We start from the raw sequence: 19,118 nt of genomic DNA, 5'->3' as shown, positions 1-19,118 counted from the left end.
TGCTCTACCAACTGAGCTATGGCACCGTTGTTTCTCGTTTGCGGTTGCAAAGGTAAATCTTTTATTTTAAACTCCAAACTTTTTGAGAAAAATATTGCATTAGATGGCTCTTTTATTGAAAAAAACATCTTTTTCAGCCTGAATGTGTTCGTCTTTTGTAAATAATTGGTAGATGAAACAGTGAATTTTTTAATAGGTTTGTTTGCTGGTTTTTATGGCTGGATAGTGAAAATAGTTAATAATATAGGATGAAATGAATAAAAAAAGTATTAATATTTTGTAGTACAATATAATATTTATATCTTTGCGAACGATATGGATGAAAGGTGGAGGGGCAATCAAGCTCCTCTTTTTTATTCTTAATAATTTACCCATGATAGATAAAAACGTAGTAATTGGTATTGTATCGAAGTGGCTGGAAGATAAAGATTATTTTCTGGTTGATGTAACCGTTAGTCCTGACGACAAAATTGTTGTAGAAATTGACCATGCCGAAGGCGTATGGATTGATGATTGTGTAGAACTGAGCAGATATATTGAATCTAATCTCAATAGGGAAGAAGAGGATTATGAACTTGAAGTAGGTTCTGCCGGTATTGGTCAGCCGTTTAAGGTTATACAACAATATTATATACACAAGGGCAGTGAAGTAGAGGTTCTTGCTAATGACGGTAAAAAGTACAAAGGCGTTTTGACAGATGTAGATGACAATCAATTCTCAATCACAGTGCAGACTAAAATCAAACCGGAAGGAAGTAAACGTCCGAAATTGGTGGATCAGTTGCTTTCGTTCGCTTACAATGAAATAAAGTACACAAAATATTTAATTAGCTTCAAATAATTATGGCCAAAAAAGAGGAAACTGTAAGCTTGATTGACACGTTTTCGGAGTTCAAGGAGCTGAAGAACATTGACCGCACCACAATGGTGGGAGTATTGGAAGAGTCTTTCCGTAGTGTAATTGCTAAGATGTTCGGTTCGGATGAAAATTACGATGTGATAGTAAATCCTGATAAGGGAGATTTTGAAATATGGCGTAACCGTGAAGTCGTGGCTGATGAGGATTTCACTAATGCCAACAGACAAATCTCACTTACAGAAGCAAGAAAAATTGATGCTTCTTATGAAGTTGGTGAGGAAGTTACGGATGAAGTTATCTTTGAAAAATTCGGACGTAGAGCTATCTTGAATCTGAGACAGACATTGGCTTCCAAAATTCTTGAACTTGAAAAGGACAGCTTATATAATAAGTATATTGAACAGGTTGGAAAAGTTGTCAGTGCAGAAGTTTATCAGATTTGGAAGAAGGAAATCCTGATGTTGGATGACGAAGGTAATGAATTGCTCTTGCCTAAGACAGAACAGATTCCTGGCGATTTCTATAGAAAAGGCGAAACTGCACGTGCGGTTGTTGCCAGAGTGGACAACAGAAACAATAATCCTAAAATCATTTTGAGCCGTACTTCTCCTGTTTTCCTGCAGAGATTGTTTGAACAGGAAGTTCCTGAAATAAATGACGGTATCATTACTATTAAGAAGATTGCACGTATCCCGGGAGAAAGAGCTAAAATTGCTGTTGAGTCATACGATGAGAGAATTGACCCGGTAGGAGCATGTGTCGGTGTGAAGGGTTCAAGAATACATGGTATTGTGCGTGAGTTGCGTAATGAGAATATTGATGTAATCAACTATACATCTAATATTCAGCTGTTCATCCAGAGAGCTTTAAGTCCTGCAAAGATTTCATCAATCATTATGCATGAAGATGAGAAGAGGGCTGAGGTTTACCTGAAACCGGAAGAAGTGTCTTTGGCTATCGGTAAGGGTGGTATGAATATTAAACTTGCCAGTATGCTTACTGAATATACGATAGATGTTTATCGTGAACTTGATGAAAATGCAGTAGAGGATGATATCTATTTGGATGAATTCAAGGATGAAATAGATGAATGGGTAATCAATGCTATCAAAGGTATAGGTATTGATACAGCTAAAGGTGTATTGAACGCTCCAAGAGAAATGCTTATCGAAAAGGCTGACCTCGAGGAAAATACTGTAGATGATGTGTTGCGTATTTTGAAGGCTGAATTTGAATAATCATGGATACAAAATAAAGAATGTGCAGAATTAAAACTGTTCATTCTTTATTTTATTCAATGCCGGTTCTGCCTTATATATTGTTTGATGACTATGGGCCAGTTAATTCATTTGGCTGGTTTGGATTGTTAATTTTAAATTGTTAATTGAATTTTATGACGATAAGACTTAATAAAGTAGCAAGAGATTTGAATGTAGGGATAGCGACAGCTGTTGACTTCTTGCAGAAAAAAGGATACAGCGTCGAGGCTAATCCAAATACAAAGATTACAGAGGAACAGTATGCAGAACTGGTTAAAGAGTTCAATAAAGACAAGGATTTGAAGTTGAAGTCTGAAAAGATTATTCAAGAGCGTCAGAATAAAGAACGAAATAAGGCTTCGGTTTCTATTGACGACATTGCAGGTGATGTAGTGAAAGCGGAGACTGTAGCAGCAGAAGAAGTGCGCCAGAAATTTAAACCGATTGGGAAAATTGATTTGGATAGCCTGAATAGAAAAAAGAGTAAGCCGGCCGTGGTTGAAAATGAGAAGAAAGAAGTTAAAGAACAGGTTGAGGCTGAAACAAAAATGACAGAAGAAGTGAAAGCGGAACCTGTACAGGAGAAAGTGGTAGAGGAGAAACCGCAGGAACAGAAGCCTGTAATAATAGAGGATAAAGAAACCAAACACGCGGATGCAGAAGCAAACGAAGTTATAAATAAGCCGATGGAAGAAAAAAAAGAAGAAGCTGAAAACAAAATAAATGATGACGGTGTCTTTAAAATCCGTCCTACAGAGTTTAAGTCTAAGATTAATGTTGTCGGACAGATTGATTTGGCAGCATTGAACCAGTCTACACGCCCGAAGAAGAAATCGAAAGAAGAAAAGCGTAAGGAGAGAGAAGAAAAGGATAAGATGCGTCAGGAACAGCGTAAGCAGATGAAGGATGCCATTATCAAGGAAATACGCAAGAGTGACGAAAGGTCAGAAAAGGGTGGTGAGGATGCATCTAAAAAGAAGAAACGCAATAGAATAAACAAAGAGCGCGTAGATATATATAATGCGCAGCCGGCACAGTCGCATAACTCTGGTTCGAAGAGTGAAAAAGCCGGTAAAAATCAGGGTGGCGGAAAGAACTCCGGTAAGGAAAAGTTCAAGAAACCTGTAGTAAAACAGGAAGTTAGCGATGAAGATGTAGCTAAGCAGATTAAGGAAACTCTTGCACGTCTGACTAACAAGGGTAAGAACAAGGCTGCCAAATATCGTAAGGAAAAACGTGAAAATATCCAGAACCGCCAGCTTGAGCAGGAAGAACACGAAATGGAAGAAAGCAAAGTGCTTAAACTTACTGAGTTCGTTACTGCAAATGAACTTGCCAACATGATGGATATATCTGTTACTCAGGTTATCTCTACATGTATGAGTGTGGGTATCATGGTTTCTATCAACCAGCGTCTTGATGCTGAAACTATCAATCTTGTAGCTGAAGAATTCGGATATAAGACTGAATATGTAAGTGCAGAAGTTGCACAGGCTATTGAAGAAGAAGCCGATGCTGAAGAAGATCTCGAACCACGTGCTCCGATTGTTACTGTGATGGGACACGTAGACCACGGTAAGACTTCATTGCTTGACTATATCCGTAAAGCTAACGTTATTGCCGGTGAGGCCGGTGGTATCACTCAGCACATCGGTGCTTACAATGTGAAACTGGATGACGGTCGTCGTATCACATTCCTCGATACTCCGGGACATGAGGCGTTTACAGCAATGCGTGCTCGTGGCGCTAAGGTTACTGACGTGGTAATCATCATCGTTGCTGCCGATGATAACGTGATGCCTCAGACTAAGGAAGCTATCAACCATGCTATGGCTGCCGGAGTACCTATCGTATTCGCAATCAATAAGGTTGATAAGCCTAATGCTAACCCTGATAAGATAAAAGAAGAACTTGCAGCCATGAACTTCCTTGTAGAAGAATGGGGTGGTAAGTATCAGTCGCAGGATATTTCTGCCAAGACTGGTCTTGGCGTTAAAGATTTGTTGGAGAAAGTATTGCTTGAAGCAGAAATGCTTGACCTTAAAGCAAATCCTAACCGTAAGGCAACAGGTTCTATCATTGAATCGTCTTTGGATAAGGGACGCGGATATGTTGCTACAGTACTTGTATCGAACGGTACATTGCACGTGGGTGACATCGTATTGGCTGGTACTTCATACGGTAAGGTTAAGGCTATGTTCAACGAACGTAACCAGCGTATGAAAGAAGCAGGTCCTGCAGAACCGGTATTGATACTTGGTCTTAACGGTGCTCCTGCTGCAGGTGATACATTCCACGTATTCGATACAGACCAGGAAGCTCGCGAAATTGCCAACAAGCGTGAACAGCTTGCCCGCGAACAGGGATTGCGTACTCAGAAGATGCTTACTCTTGATGAAGTGGGACGCCGTCTTGCATTGGGAGACTTCCATGAACTTAACATCATCGTTAAGGGTGACGTGGACGGTTCTGTAGAAGCATTGAGCGATTCACTTATCAAACTTTCTACTGAACAGATTCAGGTCAATGTTATACATAAGGGAGTTGGTCAGATTTCAGAGTCAGATGTATCATTGGCTGCTGCTTCTGATGCCATCATTGTCGGTTTCCAGGTACGTCCTTCAAGCAATGCTGCTAAGCTTGCAGAACAGGAAGGAGTTGATATCCGTAAGTATTCCATCATTTACGATGCTATCGAAGAAGTCAAGGCCGCAATGGAAGGTATGCTTGCTCCAACATTGAAGGAACAGGTTACTGCTACTATCGAAGTTCGCGAAGTGTTCAACATCAGCAAGGTTGGACAGGTTGCCGGAGCTATGGTTAAGACCGGTAAGGTTAAGCGTTCAGACAAGGCTCGCCTTATCCGCGACGGTATCGTTATATTTACAGGTTCTATCAATGCCTTGAAACGCTTCAAGGATGATGTTAAGGAAGTAGGTACAAACTTCGAGTGTGGTATCAGCCTCACTAACTGTAATGATATTAAAGTGGGCGATATTATCGAAACTTACGAAGAAGTAGAAGTAAAGCAAACACTGTAATAACAATATTTTAGAGTGAAAAGTGAGGAATGAAAAGGCGGCTCTGTCTGGCTTCACATTCTTCATTTTTCATTCTTTGTTTTATCGGTATCTAAAGAACTTGAAAACTAACAAACTAATATAGCAATGATTCTTGAAGCCTTATTTTTGCAGTTAAGCGTTTTGGATTGGATTATTATCGCCATTATAGCAATAGGTCTCTTGTTAGGATTTATGAAAGGGGCTGTAAAACAGGCTGCAACCATAGTAGGACTTGTTGCCGGACTGTTACTGGCGCGTGCTTTGTTCTCTCAGTTGGGAGAAAGACTGGCTGTAGAACTTGGAACGTCAGTATCCGTGTCTCAAGTAATAGCTTTTTTCCTGATTTGGATACTTGTCCCAGTTGTATTTCTTCTTTTGGCCTCCATGCTTACCAAAGCGTTGGAAATAGTACATTTAGGCATAGTAAACAGACTGTTGGGAGCATTGCTCGGAGCGTTGAAATATGCCTTTATTGTAAGCCTGGCTATTAGCTTTTTAGAATATATTGACAATAAAGATGAACTGATAAATCGAACCGTTAAGCAGTCTTCTTTGTTATATTATCCGGTGAAGGAACTTTCCGGTTTCTTTATTCCGACAATAAAGAATGTAACAAATGAGATTATTCAAACAGATATAATATAATTCATATGCAAGAAGAACCTAATAAATATGTAAAGGAACTGACGCAGGAGAAATATAAATATGGTTTCACTACGGATGTTCATACAGATATAATAGAAAAAGGACTAAATGAAGATGTCGTTCGTCTGATTTCTGAAAAGAAGGGTGAACCTGAATGGCTTCTTGAATTTCGTCTGAAGGCATACAGATATTGGCTGACAATGGAGATGCCTACATGGGCTCATCTTAATATTCCTGAGATAGATTATCAGGCAATATCATATTATGCCGACCCTACGAAGAAGAAGGAAGGACCTAAATCCATGGATGAAGTAGATCCGGAACTCTTGAAAACATTCAACAAGCTTGGTATTCCATTGGAAGAACAGATGGCATTGAGCGGAATGGCTGTAGATGCCGTTATGGACTCTGTGTCTGTAAAGACTACTTTCAAGGAAACACTTATGGAGAAGGGCATCATCTTCTGCTCCATGAGTGAGGCTGTCAGAGAACACCCTGATTTGGTGAAGAAATACCTTGGTTCGGTTGTAGGCTATCGTGATAATTTCTTTGCTGCGCTTAATTCAGCTGTTTTCAGTGACGGCTCGTTCGTATATATTCCTAAGGGAGTACGTTGCCCTATGGAACTTTCGACATACTTCCGTATCAATGCGGCCAATACAGGCCAGTTTGAAAGAACACTGATTGTGGCCGATGACGACAGCTATGTTTCATACCTCGAAGGATGTACCGCTCCTATGCGCGATGAAAACCAGTTGCATGCCGCTATTGTTGAAATCGTGGTAATGGACCGTGCCGAAGTGAAATACTCTACCGTACAGAACTGGTATCCGGGTGATGCCGAAGGAAAGGGCGGTGTCTATAACTTCGTGACAAAACGCGGTATCTGCAAGGGTAATGACAGCAAACTTTCATGGACACAGGTTGAAACAGGTTCTGCCATCACATGGAAATATCCAAGCTGTATTCTTGCCGGTGACAATTCGACAGCAGAGTTCTATTCTGTAGCTGTTACAAATAACTATCAGCAGGCGGATACAGGTACCAAGATGATACATCTCGGAAAGAACACCCGCTCGACAATCGTAAGTAAGGGTATCAGTGCCGGAAAGAGTCAGAACTCATATCGCGGACTTGTACGTGTATCTGAAAGAGCTGACAATGCACGTAACTATAGCCAGTGCGACTCACTGTTGTTAGGTAGCAAGTGCGGTGCCCATACATTCCCATATATGGATATTCACAACGAAACAGCAGTAGTAGAGCATGAGGCCACTACATCCAAGATTTCTGAGGACCAGTTGTTTTATTGCAACCAAAGAGGTATAAATACAGAGGATGCCATAGGACTTATCGTGAACGGATACGCAAAAGAAGTTATAAACAAGCTTCCTATGGAGTTTGCTGTTGAGGCTCAGAAGCTTCTGTCAGTGTCACTCGAAGGAAGTGTAGGATAAAATAGATATATTATGTTAGAGATAAAAGACTTACATGCCAATATTGATGGCAAAGAAATATTGAAAGGTATTAACCTGACTGTAAATCCTGGTGAAGTTCATGCCATAATGGGACCTAACGGTTCTGGCAAAAGTACACTGAGTAATGTGCTTGTAGGACATCCTGCATACGAAGTTACAAAAGGTTCTGTTACATTCCTTGGCAAAGACTTGCTTAGTCTTAAACCTGAAGACCGTAGCCACGAAGGATTGTTTCTATCGTTCCAGTATCCTGTAGAGATTCCTGGAGTAAGCATGGTAAACTTTATGCGTGCTGCTGTCAATGAGCAGCGTAAATATAAAGGTCTGCCTGCACTTACTGCAAGTGAATTCCTGAAACTGATGAGACAGAAACGTGAAATAGTTGAGCTTGACAGCAAGCTTGCCAATCGTTCTGTAAACGAAGGATTCTCCGGTGGTGAAAAGAAACGTAACGAGATTTTCCAGATGGCGATGCTTGAGCCAAAGTTGAGCATCCTTGACGAAACAGACTCAGGTCTTGACATTGATGCTTTGCGTATCGTGGCAGAAGGTGTGAACAAGCTCAAGACACCAGAAACAAGCTGTATCGTTATTACCCACTACCAGCGTCTGTTGGACTATATCAAACCAGACATAGTACATGTTCTTTACAAAGGACGTATTGTGAAGACTGCAGGTCCTGAGCTTGCACTCGAACTCGAAGAGAAGGGGTATGACTGGATTAAGAAAGAATTGGGAGAGTAAAGAGAAGAAAAAATGAAAGCAGAACAACAATATATAGACCTTTTCACCCAATGTGAAGCAATGATATGCCGCCACAGCGCAGGCGTGCTTAACGCTCCGCGCGCCAAGGCGTTTGCCGATTTTGAGGCTGCCGGATTTCCTTCACAGAAAGTTGAAAAGTACAAATATACGGATGTTGCAAAGTTCTTTGCACCGGATTACGGATTGAATCTCAACCGATTGGAGATACCGGTAAATCCGTATGAAGTGTTCAAGTGCGATGTTCCGAATATGAGCACTTCGCTCTATTTCGTGGTGAACGATACATTTGATACGCACGACAATCCTGCTGCACAACTTCCATCCGGAGTTATCTTCGGAAGTCTGAAAGATATTGCAAAGGAAAATCCTGAACTCGTGAAGAAATACTATTCTCAGTTGGCTGATACATCAAAAGACAGTATTACTGCATTCAACACAATGTTTGCACAGGATGGTGTGTTCATGTATGTACCTAAGAATGTAGTATTGGAGAAACCTATACAGTTGGTCAATATCCTTCGTGCAGATGTCAACTTCATGGTTAACCGCCGTGTGGTAATCGTTCTTGAAGATGGTGCACAGGCCAAACTGTTAGTATGCGACCATGCTATGGACGATGTGAATTTCCTTTCTACTCAGGTAGTGGAAATCTTTGTAGGCGAGAATTCCTATTTCGATTTGTACGAACTGGAGGAAACGCATAACTCAACTATACGTTTCAGCGATCTGTATGTACATCAGGAAGCGAACAGCAATGTATTGCTAAACGGTATGACACTTCATAACGGTACAACACGTAATACTTCAGAAGTGACCCTTGCCGGTAAGGGAGCAGAAATCACCCTTTGCGGAATGGCTATCGCTGATAAGAACGAGCAGGTAGATAATAATACATTTATTGATCATAAGGCTTCTGACTGTACAAGTACCGAACTCTTCAAGTATGTACTTGATGACCAGGCTGTAGGTGCATTTGCAGGTAAAGTACTTGTTCGTGAAGGTGCCCAGCGTACAAATTCACAGCAGACTAACAGTAATATATGTGCAACACGCGAAGCACGTATGTTTACACAGCCACAGCTTGAAATCTATGCAGACGACGTGAAATGTTCTCACGGGGCTACCGTAGGACAGCTTGACGAAAACGCATTGTTCTATATGCAGCAGCGTGGTATCAGCCTGAAGGAAGCACGTCTGTTGTTGATGTTTGCATTTGTCAATGAAGTAATCGACAAGATTCGTATGGAGGCACTAAAAGACCGTCTGCATCTTCTTGTAGAAAAACGATTCCGTGGCGAACTGAACAAGTGTCAGGGATGTGCGATATGCGGAAAATAAAAAACACTATGTACGATATTCAGAAAATAAGAGAAGACTTTCCGATACTGTCAAGAACAGTATATGGCAAGCCGTTGATATACTTGGACAATGGTGCTACCACACAGAAACCAAAGTGTGTGGTAGATGCAATTGTCGATGAGTATTATTCTGTAAATGCCAATGTACACCGCGGTGTTCATTTCCTTTCACAGCAGGCAACAAATTTGCATGAGGCATCGCGCGAAACAGTGCGTAAGTTTATAAATGCACGTAGCATTTCGGAGATAATCTTTACTCGCGGCACAACCGAGAGTATAAATCTCGTAGCTTCATCATTCACCGATGCCTTTATGAAGGAAGGAGATGAAGTTATAGTTTCGGTGATGGAGCATCACAGCAACATCGTTTCATGGCAGATTCAGGCACTCCGTAAGGGAATTGTTCTGAAAGTTATTCCTATGAACGACCGTGGCGAATTGCTGATTGACGAATACGAGAAACTGTTCTCTCCTCGTACGAAACTTGTTTCCGTGACCCATGTTTCAAATGTTCTCGGAACAATTAATCCGGTGAAGCAGATTGCAGCAATAGCTCATGCCCACAATGTTCCGGTATTGATAGACGGAGCACAGGGTATTCCACATACGAAGGTTGATGTGCAGGATATTGATGCCGATTTCTATGTGTTCAGCGCACATAAGATTTATGGTCCTACCGGTATAGGAGTTCTTTACGGAAAGGAAGAACTTCTCGACAAGATGCCTCCTTATCAGGGTGGTGGAGAGATGATAAAGAATGTAAGTTTCGAAGGAACAACATTCAATGAACTGCCTTTCAAGTTCGAAGCCGGAACGCCTGATTATGTAGGTTCTACTGCAATGGCAAAAGCATTGGACTATGTATCTGCCATCGGTATGGATAATATAGCTGCCCATGAACACGAACTTACTGTGTATGCCATGCAGCGTATGAAAGAAATCCCGTGTATGCGTATCTTTGGTGAGGCAGAACACAAGGGAGGTGTTATTTCATTCCTTGTTGGAGATATCCACCATTTCGATATGGGAACGCTGCTCGACCGTCTTGGAATAGCAGTCCGCACCGGACATCACTGTGCCGAACCTCTTATGCGCCGTTTGGGTATAGAGGGAACAGTGCGGGCCTCATTCGGTATGTATAATACCAAAGAAGAAGTTGATGCATTGGTTGCCGGAATAGAAAGAGTGAACAAGATGTTCTGATAAACATTAAGATTAATCATAAATCGAATGGCGTTTAAACAGTATTTAAAAGCTGTTTAAACGCCATTTAATGTTATATGGATATTGGTTAAAACCCAAGTCTCTTGAACTCACTCTCAAAATTAGGAGTGAAAACCTCTTTTCCCATGTTTGCCTTGATTTCCTCTATACTCCAGAATCTGCCTCCATCCAGTTCTTCAGAAGGATGTATTTCTCCGTCATAAACTGTCTTGTGGGCAAAAACAAGCTCTTTCTCGCGTGATGACTCAAACACGTAGTGTGTAAGAAGTTCAGGAGTGAAATCCTCTATTCCGAGTTCTTCTCTGACTTCGCGTTTCAGAGCCATTTCCACACTTTCTCCCAAGTCGATATGACCACCTACGGCCGTATCCCATTTTCCCGGCTGTATGTCTTTCCATTCCGGACGTTTCTGGAGATACAGCTCTCCACGACTGTTGAAAACATGCAGATGTACCACAGGATGCAGCAGCTTACTACCGCTGTGACACTCGCCTCTTGTTGCTGCAGAAATTATGTTTCCGTCCTCGTCCACTATAGGGAACATTTCTTCGCTATTATCTTTCATATTCTTATATCTAAAAACTAACAACTGACAATCATTACGGAATCAGCAGTGACGAATCACCGTAGCTAAGGAAACGGAAATCGTGCGACAGTGCATAATCGTAAATCTTTCTCCAGTCGCCTTTCACGAATGCCGAAACCAGAAGCAGTAGAGTGCTTTGAGGCTGATGGAAATTGGTTACTATACGTTTCACTATCTTATATTCATACCCCGGAGCTATGATTATCTGAGTGCTTGTATGCAGCGCATCCAAATGATTTCTCTCCATATAGTCGAGGACATTCTGCAGAGCCTGAATCGGAGTGAGGTTTGTTTCGTTCTCGTATGGCATCCATTGTTTCACGTGTAGTTCCTCTTGCGATGCTTCAGGTCTTGACTCTAAGATTACTCCTATATAGTACAGACTTTCTATTGTTCTTACAGATGTAGTTCCTACGGCAGTGGTTTCGCCTCCATGTTTCAGAAGTTTCTCAATGGTCTGTCTGTTTACGGAGATATATTCCGTGTGCATATCGTGTCCGGCTATCTCTTCACTTTTCACAGGGCGGAAAGTTCCGGCTCCCACGTGCAGAGTAACTTCTTCCAGGTCAACCCCCTTATTCCTCAGTGTGTCGAGCACTCTCTCTGTGAAATGCAATCCGGCTGTAGGTGCGGCCACAGAACCTTTTATCTTAGAATACACAGTCTGATAAGTCTCCTTGTCGCTTTCCTGTGTCTCGCGGTTCAGATATGGAGGGATAGGAAGTTCGCCGAACACTTCGAGGATATCAGCAAAAGTCACCTCGCTGTTATCCCAGCTGAAATCTATCCAGTGGCTTGTGCCGTGACATTCGCTGCGAGTGGCAGTCAGTGTAAGTGGCTTGCCTTTCACTGTCATTTCTTTGTGCAGCGGACCTTCTTTCCATTTCTTCAGATTGCCCACCATACAGAGCCATGCCGAATGTTCCGTCTGCTGGAAGTTCAGTACATAGTCGTTCGGCTTTATTGGTTCAAGACAGAAAATTTCTATCAGTGCACCGGTCTCTTTTCTGAAATGCAGTCTGGCCTGAATAACCTTTGTATTGTTGAAAATCATCAGTGAGTCCGGTTCTATATATTCCGGCAGTGAAGTGAATACTCTTTTCTCTATTTCGCCGTGATTGTAAACCAGCAGTTTGGAACTGTCGCGCTCTTTCAGCGGGAATTTTGCTATTCTTTCGTCCGGAAGTGGATAGTTGTAATCGCTTATCTTTATGTGTTTTGTTTCTTCCATCTGTGTAGTTTGTTCAATATTTTCTGCAAAAGTATAAAAAACTTTCGTATCTGCTTAAAAGTAACTACTTTTGCTTGAACTATAATACTGAAAGAATATGAAAATAGGAGATAAAGTACGCTTCCTCAGCGAAGTGGGAGGCGGTATAGTAAGAGGTTTTCAAGGCAAGAACACAGCCTTGGTGGAGAGTGAGGACGGTTTTGAAATACCTATGCTGATAAAGGAATGCGTGGTTATTCAGACCGATGATTATAACATCCCGTTGAAAACAACTTCAAAACCGCAGCAGGCACCTGTGGAGGACGAAGAAGAGGAAGAAGATGACAGACCGATAACATATCGTGCGCCTGAAATCAGAGGTAACGATGTGCTTAATGTATATCTGGCTTTTGTTCCTCATGATATAAAGGCTATCACAACAACTGGTTTCGATGCATACCTGGTGAACGACAGTAACTATTTCATCGACTATATCTATCTTTCTGCCGAAGGAAAGAGCTGGACTCTGAGAAGCCGCGGTACTGTCAAACCTAACATGAAACAGGCTCTTGAGGAATTAGAGAAGAAAGACCTCAACGAGATGGAACACGTGGCTGTGCAGATTATTGCATATAAGGATGACCGTACCTTCCTGCTCAAGAATGCGGTATCTACAGAAATAAGAATCGATACAGTGAAGTTCTACAAGCTCCACACATTCCAGGAAAATGATTTCTTCAACGAGCCGGCACTTATTTATGATGTGGTGAAAGATGATGAAGAGGCAAAGCAGGTTTATGTGAATGCCGATGACATTAAGAACGCCATCCTTTCAAAAGGTGAAGGAAACAATGTTCCGAAGAAAGTTTTGCGTAAGGAGGAGAAGAAAATCAAGAATGGAATTATCGAAATAGACCTTCATATAGATGCCCTTCTTGACGATACTACCGGTATGGGCAATGCGGAAATGTTGAACTATCAGCTTGATGTGTTCCGCAAGACTATGGAGGAATACAAGAGAAATACCGGACAGAAGATAGTGTTCATCCACGGAAAGGGCGACGGTGTTCTGCGCAAGGCATTGCTTGACGAACTTAAACGTAAATACAGAACATGCCTGAGTCAGGATGCTTCGTTCCGCGAATATGGCTATGGGGCTACGATGGTGATAATTAAATAAATCTCAAATTTATGAAAACTCTAAAAGATATGCTTTCGCACGACCGCTTCGCAGCTGAGGCGGGAGTGGAACTGCTTGAGGTGCGCGAAGGTTATGCCAAGGCACGTATGCTCGTTACGGACAAGCACCTGAACGGAGGAGGAGTATGTCAGGGAGGAGCCTTGTTCACACTTGCCGACCTTGCCTTTGCGGCAGTGGCAAACAGCCGCAATCTGCTTACTCTTTCGCTTAATGCCAATATCACTTTCCTGCGTGCAGTAAGCAGCGGATATGTATATGCCGAGGCTGTGGAGACATTCAATCATGCCAAGATACCTTTCGTCGAGGTTCGTATCACCGACGAGGAAGGTTATCCGGTTGCTGTATTCACAAGTTCCGGCTACAGGAAAAAGACTGAACTAAATCTGGAAAGTTTGATGTAATGAACAATCGTTATGAAGAAAGACTGGGTACGGACAGAATGCTGCCTTTGGTGTTCCGTATGGCACTTCCTGCCGTAGTTGCCCAGTTTGTCAATCTGCTTTATAATATAGTAGACAGAATCTATATAGGACACATCCCCGGTATAGGAACAGAGGCTCTTGCCGGGGTAGGTGTCACTACCTCGATAGTAATACTCATATCATCGTTTTCGTCGATAGTGGGAGCCGGCGGTGCTCCGCTTGCAGCCATGGCTTTAGGTCAGGGAGACCGCGAGAGAGCGGGACGCATATTGGGAAACGGTTTTGTGATGCTTATTCTTTTTACTGTCATCACCTCGCTGATAGCATACATCTTCATGGAACCCATTCTTCTGCTTACCGGAGCTTCCGAAAGGACACTGCCGTTTGCCGTAGACTATCTCTCTGTCTATCTGCTTGGTACGCTTTTCGTGGAGATATCCACAGGGCTTAACACATTTATAAACTCACAGGGAAGACCTGCCATAGCCATGTGGTCGGTAGTGATAGGAGCATTACTGAATATCATTCTCGACCCGATTTTTATTTTCACTTTCGATATGGGAGTAAAGGGAGCCGCAATAGCGACAGTCATTTCGCAGGCCGTGAGTGCCATCTGGGTACTGCGTTTCCTTACTTCCCGTTCGGCATCCCTTCCGCTCGAACGGAAGTATATGAGGCCTAAGAAGAAGATAGTACTGTCTGTGGTAGCTCTTGGAGTGTCACCGTTTATTATGGCAAGTACGGAAAGCCTTGTAGGTTTCGTACTTAACGGAAGTCTGAAACATTTTGGCGATATCTATGTCAGTGCCCTTGCCATTATGCAGAGTGCCATGCAGTTTGCCAGTGTGCCACTCGTCGGTTTTGCCCAGGGATTTATCCCGGTGGTGAGCTATAACTACGGTCATGCCAACAAGGATCGTGTGAAGCAATGTTTCCGGATAGTTGTGACATTCATGTTCGGTTTCAACTTCCTGCTGATACTCTTTATGATACTCTGTCCTCACCTGGTAGCATCGGTATTTACGGACGATGAATTTCTGATAGAAACAGTGTCGCATGTCATGCCTCTGTTCCTTGCCGGGATGTCCATTTTCGGTTTGCAGCGTGCATGTCAGAATATGTTTGTGGCCTTGGGGCAGGCAAAGATTTCCATTTTCATAGCCTTGCTGAGAAAGGTTATACTCCTTGTTCCTTTGGCATTGATACTGCCTCATTTCTGGGGAGTGGAAGGTATATTCGCAGCCGAAGCCATCTCGGATGCCACAGCTGCCGTGTGTTGTACAGCTTTATTTGCATGGCAGTTTCCAAAGATATTATCTCGGATAAAAGGATAATTGTAGAAATTCTTAGACATACAAAGCGGAACACGTTCGTGTCACGCGCGTAACACCTACGTGTTCCGCTCGTTACACGTTCGTGTTCCACCCGTTACACGTACGTGTTACGGTTTCTGAAACGGGGAATTTCAGAATTTATGGACGTTCGTTTCATTAAAAATGAATAGGAATGTTGGTACATGTTACAAAAAGTGTTATTACATTTTTTGTAATAAAAGATAGTTGATAAAAATACTCGGCATATGAAATGATGTGGCATATCATAGACTTACCTTTGTGAAGAATAAGGTGGTCTGTGATATGCTTTTTTATGTTTATTGTTTTGTTCATTAATTTTTTTTTACTAACTTTGGAAGTGTAACTTTAATAAGAATATTTACAAAACAGACAGAACTTTATAGAAGACATATTGCATAACTTGCAGACAATTATTTGATTCGGTTAAATCTGGTAAATTCAACGTGGAATCTAAGAATAATGAGTCTTGCATGTTTGTACCCTCCAAGGGCGCAGACTGCTTTTTCATTATTTTGATTCCAGGCTTTACCAGAGCCCAACCGAAGAATAAGAAAAAGACAAGTTTGTGTCCTTTTCTTATTGCCGGAATCAGCAATAAAGTGTCATGTACAAACATGTGATTTCTGCACTTTTCTATTCTATGTTAAACGCCTTCCGGAAATCAGAGGCAACTAAAATTTTTATATTATGTACACATTAAATTTTCCGAACAAGAACATTAATTGTTTTGTGGCAAACTTTTTACGTATCATCATGTCTCTTCTTGTTTCGATGACGTTATTGTTACACTCTTGTTCACCGTACGATGAAGATGATGTTACAATTATTGCATATCTGAAAATAAACGATTTATTGGAAGATAAATTATCAGAAACAGGTGGTGATGAAATTTTAGTGTTCAAAAATGCAATCAATGAACATGAAAAAATTGTTGCTGCAAACGCATTAGGTTCTATGTTTGGTTTTTCCACAAATAATTCAGAATCTAAACTTTCTTCATACAACGAAACGGCAATAACAGCATTCTTTGAAAAATATTTCAACGGAGAAACCGAAACTTACAATATGAAAGCCCTTGAAAATGATATTACCACAGAGTTATGGAACTATATAAACTCTTTATACACAAATACCATTCCCGCAAAAGCTCAGAATATCACAGAAGGACGGTATTACACTATCTCAGAATTAAAAAGTAAATATCCAGATTATAAGAATGTTGAACTTGAGGATTTCAGTCCTATGGGAATAATAACTCAAGTAGAAAAAGAAACGCTATTCGGTCAACCTTCATTAAATAACAGCAACATAAACATTCACACATTATATGTCTTCTATTTGCAAAACAAAGCTATTGAAGCAGAATTACAGTCAGCACTTAAGAATCCGGAATATATAAAAATTATTAAATCACATTTGCCAGACCCTGTTCCTGAAGATATGGATACTGAGGAAATAATCAAGTTATTTATGCAATTAAGTACCGGTGAAGACCCGTCATACAGTAATGACAAAGAAGGGTTCGAAAAATTTGCCAATGATTATTTTGAAACTGATATATTTAATGGAGAAGATTTATATTGATTGTATAATATTTAAAGTTGTAAAATGGTAATATGGACGAAATGTATAATGAAATGTTTTGGATAAACTTTGCAAATGAGATATCCGGATTAAGAGAAAAAGAACGACAAAAATTACCTTATAATTTTAATTTAATGTACGAACTGAGAGCAGATGAAAATGCTCATACGCGCCTATTATTGAATTTGTTAAATTATAATGTTAATGGGGATTATACTTTTCTGCGTAGTTTTATAACACAAATATGTATTAAAAAAAATATTGATGGATTGTCAAAAAATAAGATTGAAAATCCTAAAATCACAATATGCAAAGAATATATTGATGGCTTAATCGAAGATTATTCTAAAAAATACTCTATAATAATTGAAAATAAAATAAATGGTGCCCGTGATCAGTATAAACAAATAGAAAGATATTATTCACAGGTAAAGCAGCATGGAGTAAACGAAGATAACATTTATGTAATTTATCTTACTATAGATGGAGAAAAGAAAGTTGCATCAGATAGTCTTCCGGAGTGGTTGCGAGATAAGTTGGGTAATCGGTTTATTGAGTTGAATTATAAGTGTGATATAATTCCGTGGCTTAAAAATGATATTTTACCTAATATAATGCGAAAGGATAATCAATTAGAATGCAGTATTGTACTTTATATAGATTATTTGGAGAGAAAATTAAACATTAGTGAAAAAGACCAATATATTAATGATATTATGGATGAAATGATAAAAAATAAGTTAGGATTGGACAGTATCGGAGCTAAAGAAAAATGGGAGTTTCTTGAATCTACTATAAAACAATTAACAGAGTTGAGAAATGATTTGGAAAATATCAAGGAAGAAACTTTTAAGAGGACATTAGAAGACTGGGATGCTGTTGCAAAAATGTATTTTATGAATAATGTATATTCTGATATTAAAAATGGATACTATCAAATATTTTTAAATAACATAAATCGTGACATACATTTTGAATGGATACCTATTTATGAAAAAGATTTATTTACCAGTACATCGTATCGTATGGTACTACATGTCGAAAATGACAATGAAAATCTCAACATGCTTAAATTAGCAAGAAACGATGCTTTAAGAGAAAAGGCCTATAGTTTAAATTACGAGTTGGTTTTTTCTGAAAACAATAAAAATTCCGATGCTCTATGTAAATGGTACTATAGTGATAAACCTTTTGCCGAAATGAATCTTGATAGCAGGAATAATTTTTTTAATCAATCCTATTTAGAAGTCAAAGAACTTAAAAATATTATTGAAGAAACATTTCATAAACTTGATGGAGAGGTGTCATGTATAAATGAATTGAGCGTTTTAATGAGAAATATGACAAAACATGACTGGAAGGTTTGGCCTGAAAATAAAGATATTGCATGGGATTTGGTCGCTTCCTTTAATAATGCCACTAATCCTATAGGAATAGAAGCTTCTTTTGCAGTCAATAAAGATAAGCAAGTCGTATTTAGAAGTTATATAACTGTTTGGAGAGAATGTTATTGGAACATTTATGAGAATGAACTAATAAAACAATATCCAGGATTAAATATTGATAAGAGTGGAAGAGTATATCTTCATTTGCTGGAAATCTTAATTGGTGAGTCTATTGATGATTGGAACACCCAAAAAGAAAAAGTTATTAAGAGTTTAAATGAAACATATTTATTTATGGAAAATTTGACTTCAAAAGTAGGAAAATAAGTTACTGTAATTATAAAACATAATAATGGTATATATTCGTTTTTTTAGAAGAATTAGATTGTCTCGAAGATTTTCTTTGAATATAAGTAAACATGGAGTATCATTAACGTTTTTCAATAAAATAGTACGAATAACTTTAGGAAAACATGGAATAAGATTTTCTACAGGATTAAAAGGTAGCGGATTATCAATAACAGAATATGTTAAATATAAAAAATAGAAGAATATGGCAGATAAAAAAGACCCTAATATAAAAGAGACTATAGGATGTTTGTTGGCATTTACGATTATATTTGCAATATTGGTAGTATTTACAGTAATAGTGCAAAGTATTCCTGTTTTACTTCCACCAATATTTCTAATAGCATTTGTTGTTAATTATATTTCTTGGCGCAAAA

Annotated in this window: 16 protein-coding genes; 14 read left to right on the top strand and 2 right to left on the bottom strand. The window is 39.9% G+C overall.

Annotated elements, in window-relative coordinates; translation table 11 throughout:
* Nucleotides 1-373 precede the first annotated feature (373 nt).
* The 8 genes from rimP (at nt 374) to QZ379_RS07820 (ending at nt 10,629) form a co-directional block, all read left to right on the top strand.
* Nucleotides 374-841, top strand: a complete 468-nt coding sequence (rimP, locus tag QZ379_RS07855; RefSeq protein WP_291562785.1) for a ribosome assembly cofactor RimP — start codon at nt 374-376, stop codon at nt 839-841.
* A gap of 2 nt (nt 842-843) precedes the next feature.
* Entirely contained in the window at nt 844-2,097 is a 1,254-nt protein-coding gene (nusA, locus tag QZ379_RS07850) for a transcription termination factor NusA (protein WP_291562782.1), read from the top strand.
* A gap of 155 nt (nt 2,098-2,252) precedes the next feature.
* A complete protein-coding gene (infB, locus tag QZ379_RS07845) occupies nt 2,253-5,159 on the top strand; it encodes a translation initiation factor IF-2 (protein ID WP_291562778.1) in 2,907 nt (968 codons plus the stop codon).
* 126 nt (nt 5,160-5,285) lie between these two features.
* Complete coding sequence (locus QZ379_RS07840; RefSeq protein WP_291562775.1) at nt 5,286-5,825, top strand: CvpA family protein; 540 nt, start codon at nt 5,286-5,288, stop codon at nt 5,823-5,825.
* Between the two features lie 5 nt (nt 5,826-5,830).
* Nucleotides 5,831-7,282, top strand: coding sequence for a Fe-S cluster assembly protein SufB (gene sufB, locus QZ379_RS07835; protein ID WP_291562772.1), 1,452 nt, complete (start codon nt 5,831-5,833; stop codon nt 7,280-7,282).
* Between the two features lie 12 nt (nt 7,283-7,294).
* A complete protein-coding gene (sufC, locus tag QZ379_RS07830) occupies nt 7,295-8,047 on the top strand; it encodes a Fe-S cluster assembly ATPase SufC (RefSeq protein ID WP_291562769.1) in 753 nt (250 codons plus the stop codon).
* Between the two features lie 12 nt (nt 8,048-8,059).
* Entirely contained in the window at nt 8,060-9,406 is a 1,347-nt protein-coding gene (sufD, locus tag QZ379_RS07825; RefSeq protein ID WP_291562767.1) for a Fe-S cluster assembly protein SufD, read from the top strand.
* Nucleotides 9,407-9,414: 8 nt separating this feature from the next.
* On the top strand, nt 9,415-10,629 hold the full coding sequence (locus tag QZ379_RS07820) for a cysteine desulfurase (protein WP_291562764.1): 1,215 nt from the start codon (nt 9,415-9,417) through the stop codon (nt 10,627-10,629).
* 88 nt (nt 10,630-10,717) lie between these two features.
* Here the strand turns inward: QZ379_RS07820 and QZ379_RS07815 are convergent, their stop codons facing one another.
* Both QZ379_RS07815 and QZ379_RS07810 read right to left on the bottom strand, forming a co-directional pair.
* Nucleotides 10,718-11,215: an NUDIX domain-containing protein gene (locus tag QZ379_RS07815; protein ID WP_291562760.1), complete on the bottom strand. Its 498-nt coding sequence runs from the start codon at nt 11,213-11,215 to the stop codon at nt 10,718-10,720.
* A 34-nt stretch (nt 11,216-11,249) separates the two neighbouring features.
* Nucleotides 11,250-12,467, bottom strand: coding sequence for an S-adenosylmethionine:tRNA ribosyltransferase-isomerase (locus tag QZ379_RS07810; protein ID WP_291562756.1), 1,218 nt, complete (start codon nt 12,465-12,467; stop codon nt 11,250-11,252).
* 97 nt (nt 12,468-12,564) lie between these two features.
* Here QZ379_RS07810 and QZ379_RS07805 point away from each other — a divergent pair, with 97 nt between their 5' ends.
* From QZ379_RS07805 to QZ379_RS12760, 6 genes are all read left to right on the top strand, one after another.
* Nucleotides 12,565-13,626 (top strand): DUF2027 domain-containing protein, encoded by a 1,062-nt coding sequence (locus QZ379_RS07805; protein ID WP_291562753.1) that lies wholly within the window; start codon nt 12,565-12,567, stop codon nt 13,624-13,626.
* 11 nt (nt 13,627-13,637) lie between these two features.
* Entirely contained in the window at nt 13,638-14,048 is a 411-nt protein-coding gene (locus QZ379_RS07800) for a PaaI family thioesterase (protein WP_291562750.1), read from the top strand.
* The gene (locus tag QZ379_RS07795) at nt 14,048-15,403 is read left to right on the top strand and encodes an MATE family efflux transporter (protein ID WP_291562748.1); all 1,356 of its coding nucleotides are present in this window, start codon (nt 14,048-14,050) and stop codon (nt 15,401-15,403) included. Before QZ379_RS07800 ends, QZ379_RS07795 begins: the two co-directional genes overlap by 1 nt.
* Nucleotides 15,404-16,276: 873 nt before the next feature.
* Nucleotides 16,277-17,008 (top strand): hypothetical protein, encoded by a 732-nt coding sequence (locus tag QZ379_RS07790; protein ID WP_291562746.1) that lies wholly within the window; start codon nt 16,277-16,279, stop codon nt 17,006-17,008.
* A 32-nt stretch (nt 17,009-17,040) separates the two neighbouring features.
* Nucleotides 17,041-18,720 (top strand): PD-(D/E)XK nuclease family protein, encoded by a 1,680-nt coding sequence (locus QZ379_RS07785; RefSeq protein ID WP_291562743.1) that lies wholly within the window; start codon nt 17,041-17,043, stop codon nt 18,718-18,720.
* 25 nt (nt 18,721-18,745) lie between these two features.
* Nucleotides 18,746-18,940: a DUF4236 domain-containing protein gene (locus QZ379_RS12760; protein WP_366933591.1), complete on the top strand. Its 195-nt coding sequence runs from the start codon at nt 18,746-18,748 to the stop codon at nt 18,938-18,940.
* The last annotated feature ends 178 nt before the right edge of the window (nt 18,941-19,118 follow it).

It is taken from the genome of Bacteroides sp. (assembly GCF_019417265.1).
Lineage (GTDB): Bacteria > Bacteroidota > Bacteroidia > Bacteroidales > Bacteroidaceae > Phocaeicola.
Note: the sequence above shows the minus strand (reverse complement) of the source record. Positions and strands in the feature narration are given on the sequence as shown.